Here is a 15,293-nt window from a genome sequence, read left to right on the forward strand (position 1 = left end):
AGTCGAGAGCACAAATTAGGTTGAAAATGATGATAAAAAATCGCAATAGTCTGACTGTCCTGTTCATCATCACCGTGCTGATGGTGCTGCTGATGCTGGTCACCATCTACCGGGCTGACGACAATCAGGATGAATATGGGTTGCTGTTCCCGGATCTGTTTGAACAGTTGAGTGCAGTGGATCATATTCGTTTCGCCAGTGGTGAAGGGGACTTCACCCTCAAGCGCGAGGATGAGGACTGGTATCTGCCTGAGTACTACAACTATCCGGCCAACTTTGACGAAGTGAAGCGGATGCTTATCGATCTGTCCGAAGCCGAGATTCTGGAGCGTAAAACCAGTGACCCTGATAAATACGCAGTACTCGGCGTGGAAGGCCCTAACCCGGAAGTCCCCGGGGGAGAGTCACTCAAAATCAGTTTGCTGGATGGTGAGGAACCGGTCGCCGGTCTGATCCTGGGCGAACAGCGCGAAGTGACTATGGCTGCCGGTCCCAAGCAGTTCTACGTTCGCCGTGCTGGTGAAGAAGAGAGCTGGCTTGCCGAGGGGTACCTGCAGATCAATCCGGTCATGCTTAACTGGATTCAGAGCCAAGTCATCAATCTGGCCCGTGAGCGTATCGCCCGTGTTGAAATCACACAGCCTAACGGTAATTCAGCGGTGCTGGTCAATCTGGGACAAAAAGATAAATTCGGTACACCGCAATCCGGTGATAAGACGGTCTTTAAATATCCGCAACTGGGGTATGACATTGCCGGTTCCCTGCACCAGATGCGTCTGGAGGATGTGAAACCGGCGGCGGAATTTGATCGCGGTGATGCGGAGGTGGTGACAGCAGAATTTACCACGTTTGATGGGCTGGTGGTGACAACCCAAACCTCATTTGTGGATGGTTACTACTTCACTGCGCTGAGTGCTGCCTTTGATCCCAGTGTGATCCAGCCGGCACCGAAGGATATTCAGGAACTGGACGTCACCAAAAAGCCCGATGCAGTCCGTGCTGAGGTAGAGAAACTGAATAAACGCCTGTCGCCCTGGGTTTACCGGGTCAGTGGTTTTGTTGGTACCAACCTGATGCGTGCTAAAGACGATATCGTCACCGAGCGCTCTGAGGTGATACCGATGCCGCCGGATATGACCGGTTTTGGACCGGCTCGCTAATCACCCTGGTGAGCACAGGATGAAAAAGGCGCCACAGGGCGCCTTTTTTATTTATTCGATAAGTGACTTAACGGCTGTCGCCAGTTCATCGGCGGAGAATTTGGGCAGGAAATGATCGGCACCGACTTTCTGCACCAGTGCTTCATTAAAGGTGCCACTCATGGAAGTATGCAGCAGGATTTGTAAATCCTTCAGCGCAGGATCTTTGCGAATTTCCGAGGTCAGCGTGTAACCGTCCATTTCCGGCATCTCGATATCGGAAATGAGCAGCGAGACATGCTCGCTGATGTTGATACCCTGTTGCGCCCAGCCCTGCAGTATTTCCAGCGCCTCGCGGCCGTTTTTAGCGATCGTTGAGTCGACGCCGATTTGATCCAGAGTGCGTTTGATCTGATTGCGGGCGACGCTGGAGTCATCAGCAACCAGAATGTGCTTACGTTGTTCACCCGGTGGCGCTGCTTCGTCAGCAATATCCGAGGACACATCGGTATTCATGCCCATGACCTCAGCCAGCACCTGTTCAACATCGATAATCTGGATGAGTTGATCATCAACTTTGGTGATTGCAGTCATGTAGGTATTCGCACCGGAAGCGGCTGGTGGCGGCAATACATCTGACCAACTGATATTGACGATCCGGTCGACAGCACTGACCAGAAAACCCTGCACCGTGCGGTTGTATTCAGTGAGAATAACAAACTTGTCCTGGGTGTCTCCGACACTGCGGCGGCCAATGCTTTCTGCCAGGTCGACTATGCTGACGGTTTTTCCCCGAATCGATGCCACGCCTTTGATCACACGGTGAGCATTGGGCATGTTAGTGAGAGCGGGACAGGGAATAGCTTCTCGAACCTTGAAAACGTTGATACCGTATAACTGCACGCCGCCCAGTCTGAATAACAGTAGTTCCAGTCGATTGGTGCCGGCGAGATTGGTGCGCTGATCCACACCATCGATCATGCTGCTCATGCGTACTCCTTTAAAAAGGCCCTGTTACTTAACCCTGCGATAACAGTGAATATGGCCAGACTAATAAGACTATCGGCGCCAGTGACAGGGACTTGATTATTTTCCGGGCATGGACTTTGCAGAAGACACATTACCATTTTACTCAGGCTCCAGAGGATGCCCGCAATGTCACTGCCTAAGATTATAATCAGTTTCTGTGTCGTTTTTTTGACGCAGGTTCTTCATGCAGACAATTTACAGCCGATTGCAGATATCGAGCAGGCGGCCTATGTCCATGCCCTGAATGATGCGCAACTCAGTTATAACAGTCCTCAAGTCCTTGTGGAATCCCTGGACAATCGTTTGCGGCTGCAACAGTGTGAAAAGAATTTACAGACTTTCTCCAACTCTGCCGCTAACACAGTAGGGAGTAGAACCATCGGTGTAAAATGTCCGGCTGCCACTGAATGGACGGTTTATGTGCCGGTGAAAGTCAAAGTGATGAAGCCGGTCGTCGTGGCAGCGAAACCCTTATCGGCACACACGACACTGACTGAATCAGATGTGCGCATGCAGGTGATGGATATTGCTGAGCTGCGTCAGGGCTTTCTGGAGTCGACGGCACAGATCACCGGCCAGCAACTGCGTTATCCGCTGGCCGTTGGTTCCGTGATTCCATCCCGTGGCCTGAAACTGGAAAAAGTGGTCAAACGGGGTGAGCAGATTATATTGGTTGCCGCCGCTGGCACGATGGAAGTGCGGATGAATGGGACCGCGCTGGAAGACGCCAGCCTCGGTGACAAAGTGCGTGTCAGAAACAGCTCATCAGAACGTGTGGTCGAGGGCGTTGTCCACTCTCCCGGTGTTGTCAGAGTGACCATGTAGCGTCAAAATTCAGACAAAGACAAAAATACTCAAGTTTTTCCTGAATCCGTCGACAACAAGAGCAGAAAGTATTTGGAGACAGCATAAATGGCTGAAATAAATAACATTAAACCGCCATTGCAGCCGGATTATAATTCGACTCGCAATGTTAATGAGCGCAACAACAGCGCTGCGGCGACACCAGCAGCTAAACAAAGTCCGGCGGATAAGGTCAGCCTCAGTGACACCTTAGCGCAGCTGGAGCAGAGCCTGGCTGATGTACCGGTCGTCGATACCGCCAAGGTAGATGCGATAAAACAATCAATTGAAGACGGTTCCTATCAAATCGACAGTCAGGAGCTGGCACGAAAAATGATTGATTTTGAGGGAGACTTATAAGCAAGGAATACCCTCATGTCGATGAACGCGCTGCAGCAACTGAGCTCAATGTTGCAATCCGAACTCAATCACAGTGTTCAACTGGCGCAACTGCTTAAGCAGGAGCGAGAAGCCCTGAAAGCAGCAGATTTGGCGCAGATTTCTCTGCTGACCCAACACAAACAACCGCATGTGGTTCAGCTGGAACAGCTCGGTCGCCAGCGTGAGCATCTGCTCAAGGCGGCAGGATTTCCCGGCGGCAAATCCGGACTGGAGGCATTTATTGCCAACCACCCGGAGAACGAGGCCCGACCAGTCATGCAGTTGCTGGAACAACTGCGTGAGGCAGCGAGAATCTGCCGCGACAATAATCAAATTAACGGCGGTATCGTCAATGTAAACCGTCAGCACCTGGTTCGGGCGCTGAGTATTCTGCGTGGTCGTGATCCGGAAACTGGCGCTTACGGCCCCGGTGGTGAATACACCAGCCAGATCGTCCGTCAGCCACTAATCGGTCGTGTTTAATCACTGCTGACACCAGTCAGCCAAGAGATTGACCCAGGCGGGGTGATCATTCATGCACGGAATCAGTGTCAACGATTCCCCGCCTGCTTCCTGAAATACCTCTTCACCGCGAATTGCAATTTCTTCCAGTGTTTCCAGACAGTCGGTAACAAAAGCCGGACAAATGACCAGCACATTTTTGGCACCGGACTGCGCCAGCTCCGTGAGTCTGTCTTCGGTGTTTGGTCCCAGCCATTTGGCGCGGCCCAGTCGCGACTGAAAAGCCACCGAGTAGCGGTCTGCAGGCAGGTTGGCCCGGCTGGCAAAACATTCAGTGGTTCGCATGACCTGATGTCGGTAACAGGTTTTGTGGGCCGGGTGGGGAATCTGACAGCAGTTATCCTGCTGGAGGCAATGACTGCCGCTCTTATCCAGCTTGGTAATGTGCGTTTCCGGCAGACCGTGGTAGCTGAAAACCAGATGGTCATAGTCCTGATCCAGATAAGGCTGGGCACTCTCGACCAGCGCGTTGATATAGTCAGGATGGTCATAAAACGGGTCAATCACCTTCAGCGTGACATTCAGATTATGATCCCGGATCACGCGTCGAGCCTCTTCAATCGAGGTGGTAATCGTGCTGTCGGCAAAGTGAGGGTAAAGCGGGATGTAGAAGACTTCCTCAATAGTTTTGTCTTCACAAAGCTTGAGTAACTGCTGTTCGATGCTGGGGTTACCATAGCGCATTGCCATGGCAAGCGGCATCTCTACCTGTTTCTCTACAGCCGATTTAAGCCGCTCTGATAAAACGATCAAAGGCGACCCCTCATCAGTCCAGACACTGCGGTAGGCCGCGGCAGAATCCTTGGGGCGGCTGGGCAAGACGAAAAGGCTGACAATCAGTCTTCTCAACACCCATGGCAACTGGATCACGTAGGGATCCATCAGGAATTGATTCAAGTATCGACGTACCGGACCGGTTTCAGGTGCGTCTGGTGAGCCCAGATTGGCCAGTAATACTGCGCGTTTTGTCATGCTACTCCGTCTCGTTATTGCAGCACGTCTCCCAGTGCTGCGTTCAGATCAGTATATTGAAACTCAAAACCGGCTGCCCGGGCTTTTTCCGGCAGCACCCGCTGACCACCCAGTAACAGTTGTGACATTTCACCGAATGCCAGCTTCAACACACAAGCAGGCACCATCATAATCGCTGGTCTGTGAAGATTTTGTGCGAGGGTCCGGCTAAACTCGGCATTGGTGACCGGCGTGGGGGCGGTGCCGTTGAAGACACCATGCAAGGCCTGCTGTTTGCTCAGGAAAATAAACAGATTACAGATATCTTCCAGATGGACCCAGGACATGTATTGCTGACCATCACTGATAGGCCCTCCCAGACCCAGCTTGAAGGGCAGCAGCATGCGTTGTAAAAAGCCGGCTCCCGGTGCCAGAACCAGACCGGTCCTCACCAGGCAAACCCTGACGCCAAGCTCTTCTGCTTTCAAGGCAGCCTGTTCCCATTGGTCACAGAGTTCATGAGCAAATTCGTCTTGATAACTGCTGTCTTCCGTCACGATTCTGTCACCCTGATCACCATACCAGCCAATGGCTGATCCGCTGATCAGGCTGCCAGGTTTCTGCTGGCGCTGACTGATCCACTGGATCAGTGCCTCCGTCTGCTTAATACGGCTGTCCTTCAGCTCCTGTTTGCGGTTTTTTGTCCAGCGGGCGTCGGCGATAGGCGCACCGGTGAGATTGATCACGACATCCACCTGTTCGTTTTGACCGATTTCGTCGAGACTGGTGACGGCAATGGCCGATAGTCCACAGCGTTGGTGGACTTTGTTGCGGCTGCGACTGAGAACAATGACCGTATGTCCGGCTGCCTGCAACCTCTGACAGATTTTGCTGCCGATCAGACCAGTACCACCGGTAATAAGATAATTCATAATTTAAGCGTCCCTTGAGTGCCTGAGGTATGAGAACACAGTTATCAGTCAAAGTTTGCCCGATGTTATTATGAATGAACACCACCACCCGGAACCGATAACACCCATGAAAATCAAAGTCGGCATCAGTAGCTGTCTGCTGGGCGAGGCTGTTCGTTATGATGGCTCTCACAAGCATTTGCGTCTGGCCACCGACAGTTTGTCCCGTTATTTCGAGTTTGTCCCTGAATGTCCCGAGATGGGCATCGGTATGGGCGTGCCCCGCAAACCGATCAGACTGGTAGGCAATGTTGAGCGTCCGCGTGCTGTCGCGGTGCATGATGATAGTCTCGACTATACCGACGCGCTCAGCGCTTTCGGACAGACCAAGGCAGAAGAGCATGATGATCTATCGGGCTACATATTCATGAAAAACTCGCCCAGTTGTGGCGTCTTCCGTGTCAAGGTCTATCAGGATAACGGCTATCCCTCGCAGCATCCCGGCCGTGGTCTCTACGCTCAGGCATTTATCGATAGCCATCCTTTATTGCCAGTGGAGGAGTCAGGCCGGCTGTGTGACCCGATACTGCGTGAGAACTTCATCACCCGGGTATTTGCTTATGCCAACTGGCAGGCACTGAAAAAAGAAGGCCTGACGGCCAAGCGAATTCTCGATTTTCATGTTCGTTATAAATATTGCCTGATGGCTCACTCACCCAAACGATATGCCGAACTTGGCCGGATGCTGGCTGATGCCGGCAATCATGATCCGCAAAAACTGGGTGAACGCTACTTTGCTGCGCTGATGGATACCCTGCGTAAGCTCGCATCCAGAAAAACCCACACCAATGTCATGATGCATTTACAGGGCTATCTCAAGAAAAAAATCAGCAGTCGGGAAAAGGCCGAACTGGGCAGGATCATCGAGCAATATCGCACGGCACAGGTTCCCCTCATCGTGCCTATGACGCTGCTCAAACACCATTTTAACAATCATCCGGATCCCTACATTAACCGCCAGGCCTATCTCCAGCCTTATCCCGATGACCTTAGTCTGAGGAATGATATTTAAGCACGCTGGTTTGATGAGGATGCTTCACAAAGTGCATTTCCGGGACGAGGTAATCACTGCATGATTAATGCTATTCTCTGCAATTTGCATCATTGGAACAGCTAGTATGGACAGGGATGAACAAGACATACTGAAGAACCAGGCCGCTTTACTTTATCAACAGGCCCTGTTTTCGAATATTACCGTCATTGGCGTGGCGTTACTGATCTACGCACTTTTCTCGGAGCACGTTCATGGCAACTTGTTAGTTGCCTGGTCTTTGTCCATCAGCCTGCTGGCTTGTGCACGACTGTTACTGTTATTTGTTTATAAAGTCTATTCATACAAGCATGAGCCGGATCCGATAGTCTGGATAAGAGCCTACGTCCTTCTGACTTTTTTGATAGGACTGGTCTGGGCGAGCTCGAGTATTTTTTACATATTGATTGATGATATCCAAATCAATGTGCTGTTCTATGTCCTGATCAGTACTGTGGTAGCAGCGGCAGTCCCGATATTATCTGTCTGGTATCCGGCGTTTCTTGCTTACACGGTCCCCCAGTTTGTTTTCTTGACCTCAGTGCTGGTTTATCAAATACAAACCACGGCCAACCATAACCTGCTCTATTTTCTGACGATGGCTTTTGTTTTCTACTTCCTGATGATGGTGTCGTTGGCTAAACGGGCTAACACAAACATTATTATGGGCCTGCGATTACAGCAGAGAAACCAGCAACTGCTCGATAAACTGAATCTCGAGGTGAGTCAGCGAGAGGCTCTCATCAGAGACAGAACACAAGAGTTGCTTGAAACAAACCACAAGCTCAAGTCAAGCCAGGCCCATATGCTGAAGTTGTCACGCGCAGTGGAATCCAGTCCCAACCCTATCTTAATCACAGACGCTAACGGTTTTATTGAATACATCAATAAAAAATGTGAACAGGTCTCCGGTTATCTTTCCACTGAGGTATTGGGTGACCGCCTGGATAAACATATTGTTGCGGATGAGGCGTCTCAGCGATTTGAAGAAATCTGGTCAACGGTTTCCCAGCAGGGTGAATGGAATGGTGAAATCCAGAACCGCCGCAAAAATGGCGAAACCTACTGGATAAAAATATATCTTGCGGCAGTCTATGATGACGCCGAAGCAATTACTCACTTTGTGGTGATCTTCGAAGATATCACTGACTCCCGGCAATTATCGCAAAAGCTCTCCTATCAGGCGACGCATGATGATCTGACCGGACTAATCAATCGTGCGGAGTTTGAAAATCGACTGACGGCCATGGTCGAAGATGCCAAGCACAGACATAGCGAGCATGCGCTGTGTTTTTTGGATCTGGATCAATTCAAAGTCATTAACGACACCTGTGGTCACATTGCCGGTGATGAGCTATTGCGCCAACTTGGGAGGTTGTTGAGCAGTACCACCAGGAAGACCGATACGCTGGCACGACTCGGTGGCGATGAATTTGCCATTTTGATTGATAACTGCCAGCAGCAACAGGCAGAACGTGTCGCTAATGAGGTCAGAGAACTGGTAGAGCAATTCCAATTCATCTGGGAGTCTCAGGTATTTACTATTGGGGTCAGCATCGGTGTGACCAGTATCACCCACCGAACCAGCAACCGGACAGAAGCCTTAAAACAGGCAGACAGCGCCTGTTATGCAGCTAAGAATTCCGGACGTAACAGAGTCTATCTTTACCAGGATCAGGATAAACGGCTGGCGGAACAGGAAGGCGAGTTCAAATGGGTTAACGAACTCAGGGAAGCGCTGATGGATAACCGGTTGGTGTTGTATGTTCAACCCATCCTCAGCACGCGATCCGGTCAGCTGCATTCCTATGAGGTGCTGGTCCGACTCCGTGACAAGCAGGGGACTTTATTTCCGCCGGGCGCATTTTTACCGTCAGCAGAACGCTATAACCTGTCGGAACGGGTTGATCGCTGGGTGATTGATCATGTGTTTGAGTGGTTGGAAAAGCACAGGAGCGAGTTGTCGTTTGTCGAGCAATTTGCGATTAACCTTTCCGGTGCTTCTCTGGGGCACGCTGAAATGCTTGCCCATATCGGTGCCAGACTCGGCAGAGCAAAATTTGATCCGGCAATGATTAAATTCGAGATAACGGAGACCGCCGCTATCAGCAATCTGCGCAATGCCAACTCCTTTATTAAAGCATTATCGGAAATCGGCTGTGAGTTTTCTCTTGATGATTTTGGCAGTGGTTTGTCTTCTTTCGGCTACCTGAAAAATCTGCCGGTGCAGAGCATTAAAATTGATGGCATGTTTGTCAGAGATATGATTAACGACCCACTGGACTTCGAGATGGTGAAATCAATCAACGACATCGGCCATGTGATGGGACTGGAGACGATTGCTGAGTTTGTTGAGGATGAAGAAATCTGGAACAAGCTCAAATCAATTGGTGTGGACTATGGCCAGGGATATTTTTTAGGCAGACCGATGCCGATAGAAAATATTCTGGGGCAGGAGACGCTCATCAGCGGTGCTTAAATTGACTGAGTTTGAAAATCGTAATTGAAGATGCAACGTCGGGACTTTCTTTTAAGTTTAGCCTCGCTGAGTGTGTTCACTCAGCGGCTTTCGGCGGACGTACATCAGGCAACGGGGCTTGTGCTTGATGAGGGCTATCTTAAACACCACATTTCTCCGGCGCATCCCGAATCGCCTGCTCGCTACCGTGCCATTCAACAGGCGCTTGAAGACGCACCCTGGGCGTCTTCCCTGATTAGACTCAATCCGCAAGCATTGGCTTCATCAAAACCCTGGTTATCGACGATACACAGCAAGGAACATCTCAGCGGTATTGGCCAGAATCCGGCCACGTTTGATAATGCTCTGCTGGCAACGGCAGGTATTCTGTCGGCAGTGGACGCGGTGATGCAATCCAGAGTCAGGAATGCTTTTTGTGCTTCCAGGCCACCGGGCCACCATGCTACCAATAGTGGTAAAGAGGAAGGTTTTTGCTACTTCAATCATATTGCTGTGGCAGCGCGTTATGCCCAGCAGCAGTATGCGCTTCAAAGAATACTGATTATTGACTGGGACTATCACCATGGCAACGGAACAGAATGGGCTTTTTACCGGGACCCCTCAGTTCTGTTTTTTTCCACGCATAATCAGTTTGCCTATCCGGGCACTGGCAGTCCTGAGCGAATAGGTGAGGGGCCGGGAGAAGGATTTAACATCAATGTGCATCTTGATTGTGGCTGTGATGATGACACCATACTGTCAAGCTTTGAACAGTCTCTTCGCCCGGCACTGGAAAGCTTCAAACCGGAATTGATTTTAATTTCTGCCGGTTTCGACAGCAGAGAGGATGACCTGCTGGGTTGTTTTAAAGTGACTGACGATGGTTTTTATCAACTCACCCGTTGGGTGATGACGATGGCGGATAAATATTGTGATGGCCGGATTGTGTCGCTACTTGAGGGCGGCTACAACATTAAGGGTAACAGCCGTGCCGCACTCAGCCACCTCCGGGCTCTGATGCAATGAGAAGTGAAGTCAATTTTCTGACATTTGCTTCGATCATACCTCTACAGGGCTTCTTTTTTTAAAACCTGAACACTATTATAAAATTATAACTCTATGTTTTAAATAGTTATTTTTGCTTTACTCCACACCGAATTAGTGGTGTGGAGCAGATTGGGCATAGTTTCTGCTAAGAACCTGTTGTAGCACCGAGAATGCAGTGTTCAGCTGGCTTCAAGGTCATCACCAGCAGTTCAAGGAGAACGAAATGAATGCCACAGCCCGATTGAAAGACACGCCTTCAGATGTTCAGGCGCCTGAGCGTGGTGAATACGCCCAGTTAAAAACGTTTTATGACAGCAAGTACAAAACCGGATGGTTCGCCATGAAAGGGTCGCCCAGGCCGTGTTTTACGCCGACCCTGCTCAAAAATATTTCTTCCTATTTTGCCCATGTCAGGCAGGAGATGTTGCAGACACAGGGCCAGCAATATGACTATCTGGTTTTGTCATCGGATATCGATGGTGTCTTTAATCTGGGAGGCGACCTGGATTTGTTCTCAGGATTAATCAAAAACAAAGACGCTGATGGCCTGTTGAATTATGCCGTCAGTTGTATCGATGTGCTCTACGCCAACATGGTTCATTTGAATACGGAGCTGACGACCATCGCGCTAGTGAAAGGTGATGCACTGGGTGGTGGTTTCGAGGCGGCGCTCTCAAGTAATGTACTGATTGCCGAAAAAGGCACTAAGCTGGGCCTGCCAGAAGTCTTGTTTAATTTATTCCCGGGGATGGGGGCTTATTCGCTGCTATCAAGAAAAATAGGGACCGCACAGGCAGAAAAGATGATTCTCTCCGGACACCTGTATTCGGCTGAAGAACTGCATGAACTGGGTGTGGTTGATGTGCTGGCTGAAAAGGGCGATGGAGAATTAGCGGTCTATCGCTATATTCAGAAGGCTTCCAAGGCGCACAACAGTCATCAGGCATTACGCCGAGTACGGGACTTGTGCAATCCGGTCAGCTATGACGAGCTGTTAGATATTACCAAGGTCTGGGTTGAGTCTGCGTTGAAGCTGCAATCCCGGGATCTCAGAATGATGGAACGCTTGGTCCAGCGCCAGTCACAACGATCAGAACAGGCCGTCGCGGTTAATGTTTAGTCTGATAGGGAGCCACGGCCAGTGCCTCCCTGATGGTATTAAGTGTGTCGTCAAAAACGTGGTTCAGCGTCTCAACCAGTTCGATCATTTCGGCAGAATTGATTTGAGCTGGTTTGAGGGTTTCTGCCTGTCTGCATAAATTTGCCAGGGTCACTGCGCCAAGCTCCGTTGATGTGCCTTTGAGGGCGTGCAGACTTTCGCGGTATTGATAGTAATCATCCCTGACGGCCTCATTGATAATCGACAGGTGCTTGCGACCGTCTTCAATAAAACTATCGAGTAGATTATGCATAAACTGTTCGCCACCGCCCAGCGTTCTCAGATCACTGAGATGCTGATAATCAATGAGAGATGTATCCGTGTCTGACGTTGCCTGTTGTGAGACTTCCTGTTCGGGCAGTTGTCTGGAAAAACGGGCGATATGAGTCAACAGTTGTTTTGAATTGATAGGCTTTGTCAGGAAAAAATCCGCTCCGGCTTCTTCCGAACGCCGCTGTGCTTCCGGCGTGGCATCTGCTGTGAGCATGATCGACGGTATGTTTCTGGAGGCATCCATAAACCGCAGCGCCTGCAGAATTTCTACGCCAGAATATTCAGGCATATTCATATCCAGAATCAATAAATCGATTTGCTGAAAGTGTTCGCTGATTAAGTCCATGGCCTGCTCACCATTGCCGGCAAGCAGGATTTTGTGCCCCAGTTTGCTGAGCATACCTTCCAGGACTCTCTGATTCACCTGGTTATCTTCGGCAATCAAAATCGTCAGCTCGCGCTCATTGCTGGCCTGAGCATGATAGAAGTCATTCAGGCTGATGATATTACCGCCTGCCTGGTGGAAGGCTTCAACTGCATGCAGCGCGTTGAACAAAACGCGTTTGTCACTGACATCATGGATTGCAGAAAGGTAAAAATCACTCAGTTCGTTATCAGCCAGCACGGTTTCCTGGTCTGCTATCAGAATCAGCGAAAGGTGTGCCAGTTGAGATTCCTGCGCCAGCATTTGCGCATATTGAACCGGTGTGATTGCCGACATCGCCTGCGATTCGATGATCAGGGTCGTAAATGGTTCCTCGGCACTGATGGCATTCATCAGTGACGTCATTGCCTGCGCTGATGAGTGAACGCGTTCGTGGGGGACGTGCCAACTGTCAAGGTGTTGCGCCATTGCGGCAACGGTCTGATCACCGGCAAATATAAGCACTTTCTGATCGGTTAATTCCAAAGCGTCCTCAGAGTGTGTTTCAAAAGTCAGTTCGAACCAGAATGTGGTGCCGATCCCCAGTTGACTCTCTACTCCTATCTCTCCTCCCATCAATTCAACAAGTTGTTTGGAGATCGTGGTACCAAGTCCTGTCCCCTGGTATTTAACGGTTCCGCCATTGTTAGCTTGAGTGAAATCTTCAAAAATCTTTTCCAGATATTCCTCGGAAATGCCGATACCGGTGTCCTTAACTTCAAACCTGATACGAGTTTGGCTGTTTATTGTATCAGGCTGCACCTGTCTGATGAGAAGCTTGACGGCGCCTTTATCGGTGAACTTGACGGCATTGCCGAGCAGATTTATCAGCACCTGGCGAAGGTGTTGCGGATCACCGACAAGACGATAATCAATGCGTGAATCTATACAGTGGCTGACACGTAAACCTTTTGACTCTCCCATCGCAGACTGTAGCTGGATGATGTTGTTGACCAGACCATGCAAGTCAAAAGCTTCGTGGGCAATATGGATTTTACCGGCTTCAATTTTGGAAATATCCAGTACGTTTTCGATCAGACCGAGCAGGGTATTGGCTGAATTACGCATGATATTGACGAATTCATGCTGTTGTCGGTTCAGATCCGTTTCACCCAGTAAATCAGCCACACCAATGACGCCATTCAGCGGTGTTCGGAGTTCATGTGACATATTGGCAAGGAAGCGGCTTTTAGCTTCATTCGCCAGTTTTGCGGTGCGGATCGCGGCATGCAGCTTGTTAATCAGAAACGCGGAGTAGAGTGGAATCAGTAACAATAACAACAGCAGGCTGTAACCAATCGGTTTGTGATGAATATCTGCCCAGTACTGACCATTGAGTAAGACGATGGTAAAACCGATAATGCCGACAGCCAGCGAGATATACAGATAGCGGCTACCGTAACGGAAACCGTTACCCAGTATCACCCAGAGATAAATAACAAATAGAAAGACACTTTCATCACCGGCGAAAAACATCAGAATCGACAGTGAGGTTAAGTCCAGCAAAATGCCGGCAATCCGCCTGACAGAAGAGGGTCGTGGATTGAGAAAAATGGCGATGGCAATAACGATGGCGCCGGTGTAGTAACCCAGTGTGATCAGGCTGGGGGTTGAGAACAATGTTTGATGCCACTGTTCCCCACTGGCCCAGGGAACACCGAAATAAAGAAAAATAGCGAGACCGATAGCGAGGCGGATTTTTATCGCCTGTTCAGGTTCACTATCTCCTGTCTGGGGCAGGAAGCCCTTCTTCTTTTGGTTTGACTCGGCCTTGAGCGCTTCATCCATTTGAGACTATCTCATCACCGGGTTCGTCTGCATAATCGGCCTGAATCTGTTTGATATTGTCGATGCGTTGTATAAATGCGTCGACACATGCTGGATCCAGGTGGCTGCCGGCCTGTTTCTGAATGTAGGCGATGGCTTCATCGGTATCCCAGGCATGTTTGTAGGGTCTGGACGAGACCAGGGCATCAAACACATCAGCCACGGCAACTACACGCGCAATCAGCGGGATTTCTTCACCCTTGAGACCATTGGGGTAGCCTTTACCGTCAAACCGCTCATGGTGGTTAAGGGCAATAATGGCACCGATTTGCATATAACGCGATTGACTATCGGAGAGAATAGCGTGGCCGATTGTGGTGTGGGTCATCATGATGTCCCACTCGTATTCATTCAGTTTGCCGGGTTTAAGCAGGATACCGTCTGGTATACCGATCTTGCCGATATCATGCATGGGAGCGGCATATTCCAGATCATCGCATTCTTCTTTGCTGAATTTGCCCATGGCCTCTGCAATTTGCCGTGAATATTTGGCCATCCGCAGTACATGGTTGCCAGTGCCTTCATCACGATACTCGCCGGCTCGGGCAAGACGCAGAATGGTCTCTTTTTCACGCTGGATGATTTGTTCGGTGGCGACTTCGACTTGTCTCGCCAGCCAGTCTGCACGATCCTGGATGATCAGATGCTGTTCATGCATTTTAAGCAGGTTCCGGCAACTGGTGCGACATTCAATCTGGTCAATCGGACGGGTGAGAAAAGCGGTTGCGCCGGCTTCAAGTGCCTCATAGCGGACTTCTTTTTCGCTCACCACGGTGATCATCATGATGGGCACGCTCTCACAATGCGGTTTTTTTCTGATAGCGCGAATGAGTTCAATACCGTCAATCTGCGGCATGCGGTAGTCGGTAATGATCAGGTCAGGCTCGTGTTGTTCGACCCAGTCCAGTGCTTCCAGAGGGCTGCCTAAAGCAGTGACATCGAGCTTATCGTCGACTTGCTGAATGATTTTCTGCAGAATCGTCCGGCCGGTTGTTTGATCATCAATGATCAGGACCTTCTTTTTCTTTTTCAGAATACTCTGCCTCCTGGCACTCATATACGGCTGATTACTGAGCTGTTCTGTGTCGTTGCCAGTCAAGATAACGTTACCTCATTATCGTGGCGTTTCTGACTGTGCATCCCGCAATGTTAGCCACATCTCTCTGCCGGCTTGTCCGTGACTCCTAGCAGCCGGTGTTCTTATCGTTGTTATGATCCATTTCTAAGAAGGATTATCCG

Annotated in this window: 13 protein-coding genes; 8 read left to right on the plus strand and 5 right to left on the minus strand. The window is 50.0% G+C overall.

All coding sequences use genetic code 11. The features are described 5' to 3' along the window. Positions 1-26: 26 nt before the first annotated feature. Entirely contained in the window at positions 27-1,160 is a 1,134-nt protein-coding gene (locus tag OMQ46_RS14440) for a DUF4340 domain-containing protein (RefSeq protein WP_266238012.1), read from the plus strand. Positions 1,161-1,211: 51 nt separating this feature from the next. Here OMQ46_RS14440 and OMQ46_RS14445 read toward each other — a convergent pair whose 3' ends face one another. Then, a complete protein-coding gene (locus OMQ46_RS14445; protein WP_266238014.1) occupies positions 1,212-2,129 on the minus strand; it encodes a chemotaxis protein CheV in 918 nt (305 codons plus the stop codon). 165 nt (positions 2,130-2,294) lie between these two features. Between OMQ46_RS14445 and flgA the strand changes: the two genes are divergently transcribed. From flgA to OMQ46_RS14460, 3 genes are all read left to right on the plus strand, one after another. Next, positions 2,295-2,993 (plus strand): flagellar basal body P-ring formation chaperone FlgA, encoded by a 699-nt coding sequence (gene flgA, locus OMQ46_RS14450; protein ID WP_266238016.1) that lies wholly within the window; start codon positions 2,295-2,297, stop codon positions 2,991-2,993. Positions 2,994-3,080: 87 nt separating this feature from the next. After that, a complete protein-coding gene (gene flgM, locus OMQ46_RS14455; protein ID WP_266238019.1) occupies positions 3,081-3,371 on the plus strand; it encodes a flagellar biosynthesis anti-sigma factor FlgM in 291 nt (96 codons plus the stop codon). A gap of 15 nt (positions 3,372-3,386) precedes the next feature. Then, positions 3,387-3,875 carry a flagella synthesis protein FlgN gene (locus OMQ46_RS14460; RefSeq protein ID WP_266238021.1) on the plus strand — a complete coding sequence of 163 codons (489 nt, stop codon included), beginning with the start codon at positions 3,387-3,389 and terminating at the stop codon, positions 3,873-3,875. On the opposite strand, the gene hemH is transcribed toward OMQ46_RS14460, so the two are convergent. Together hemH and OMQ46_RS14470 are read right to left on the minus strand one after the other, a co-directional pair. Next, positions 3,876-4,886, minus strand: a complete 1,011-nt coding sequence (gene hemH / locus OMQ46_RS14465) for a ferrochelatase (RefSeq protein WP_266238023.1) — start codon at positions 4,884-4,886, stop codon at positions 3,876-3,878. Positions 4,887-4,900: 14 nt separating this feature from the next. Beyond that, positions 4,901-5,797, minus strand: a complete 897-nt coding sequence (locus OMQ46_RS14470) for a TIGR01777 family oxidoreductase (protein WP_266238025.1) — start codon at positions 5,795-5,797, stop codon at positions 4,901-4,903. 106 nt (positions 5,798-5,903) lie between these two features. On the opposite strand from OMQ46_RS14470, the gene OMQ46_RS14475 reads away from it, so the two are divergent. From OMQ46_RS14475 to OMQ46_RS14490, 4 genes are all read left to right on the plus strand, one after another. Continuing rightward, the gene (locus OMQ46_RS14475; RefSeq protein ID WP_266238106.1) at positions 5,904-6,848 is read left to right on the plus strand and encodes a YbgA family protein; all 945 of its coding nucleotides are present in this window, start codon (positions 5,904-5,906) and stop codon (positions 6,846-6,848) included. A gap of 106 nt (positions 6,849-6,954) precedes the next feature. Continuing rightward, positions 6,955-9,345 carry a putative bifunctional diguanylate cyclase/phosphodiesterase gene (locus OMQ46_RS14480; protein WP_266238027.1) on the plus strand — a complete coding sequence of 797 codons (2,391 nt, stop codon included), beginning with the start codon at positions 6,955-6,957 and terminating at the stop codon, positions 9,343-9,345. Between the two features lie 30 nt (positions 9,346-9,375). Continuing rightward, entirely contained in the window at positions 9,376-10,350 is a 975-nt protein-coding gene (locus tag OMQ46_RS14485; protein ID WP_266238109.1) for a histone deacetylase, read from the plus strand. A 244-nt stretch (positions 10,351-10,594) separates the two neighbouring features. Further along, positions 10,595-11,491, plus strand: a complete 897-nt coding sequence (locus tag OMQ46_RS14490) for a crotonase/enoyl-CoA hydratase family protein (protein WP_266238029.1) — start codon at positions 10,595-10,597, stop codon at positions 11,489-11,491. Here OMQ46_RS14490 and OMQ46_RS14495 read toward each other — a convergent pair. Together OMQ46_RS14495 and OMQ46_RS14500 are read right to left on the minus strand one after the other, a co-directional pair. Next, positions 11,481-14,015, minus strand: coding sequence for an ATP-binding protein (locus OMQ46_RS14495; protein ID WP_266238031.1), 2,535 nt, complete (start codon positions 14,013-14,015; stop codon positions 11,481-11,483). The two genes, OMQ46_RS14490 and OMQ46_RS14495, sit on opposite strands and share 11 nt — an antisense overlap. After that, entirely contained in the window at positions 14,008-15,153 is a 1,146-nt protein-coding gene (locus OMQ46_RS14500) for an HD-GYP domain-containing protein (protein ID WP_323135165.1), read from the minus strand. Before OMQ46_RS14500 ends, OMQ46_RS14495 begins: the two co-directional genes overlap by 8 nt. Positions 15,154-15,293: the final 140 nt, after the last annotated feature.

The sequence above is a fragment of the Methylophaga sp. OBS1 genome (genome assembly GCF_026319365.1).

Coding starts and splice junctions, on each gene's coding strand:
- OMQ46_RS14470 (WP_266238025.1), bottom strand. CDS start 5,797: ATGAATTATCTTATTACCGGTGGTACTGGTCTGATCGGCAGCAAAATC.
- OMQ46_RS14445 (WP_266238014.1), bottom strand. CDS start 2,129: ATGAGCAGCATGATCGATGGTGTGGATCAGCGCACCAATCTCGCCGGC.
- OMQ46_RS14475 (WP_266238106.1), top strand. CDS start 5,904: ATGAAAATCAAAGTCGGCATCAGTAGCTGTCTGCTGGGCGAGGCTGTT.
- OMQ46_RS14485 (WP_266238109.1), top strand. CDS start 9,376: ATGCAACGTCGGGACTTTCTTTTAAGTTTAGCCTCGCTGAGTGTGTTC.
- OMQ46_RS14480 (WP_266238027.1), top strand. CDS start 6,955: ATGGACAGGGATGAACAAGACATACTGAAGAACCAGGCCGCTTTACTT.
- OMQ46_RS14460 (WP_266238021.1), top strand. CDS start 3,387: ATGTCGATGAACGCGCTGCAGCAACTGAGCTCAATGTTGCAATCCGAA.
- OMQ46_RS14495 (WP_266238031.1), bottom strand. CDS start 14,015: ATGGATGAAGCGCTCAAGGCCGAGTCAAACCAAAAGAAGAAGGGCTTC.
- flgA (WP_266238016.1), top strand. CDS start 2,295: ATGTCACTGCCTAAGATTATAATCAGTTTCTGTGTCGTTTTTTTGACG.
- flgM (WP_266238019.1), top strand. CDS start 3,081: ATGGCTGAAATAAATAACATTAAACCGCCATTGCAGCCGGATTATAAT.
- OMQ46_RS14490 (WP_266238029.1), top strand. CDS start 10,595: ATGAATGCCACAGCCCGATTGAAAGACACGCCTTCAGATGTTCAGGCG.
- OMQ46_RS14440 (WP_266238012.1), top strand. CDS start 27: ATGATGATAAAAAATCGCAATAGTCTGACTGTCCTGTTCATCATCACC.
- hemH (WP_266238023.1), bottom strand. CDS start 4,886: ATGACAAAACGCGCAGTATTACTGGCCAATCTGGGCTCACCAGACGCA.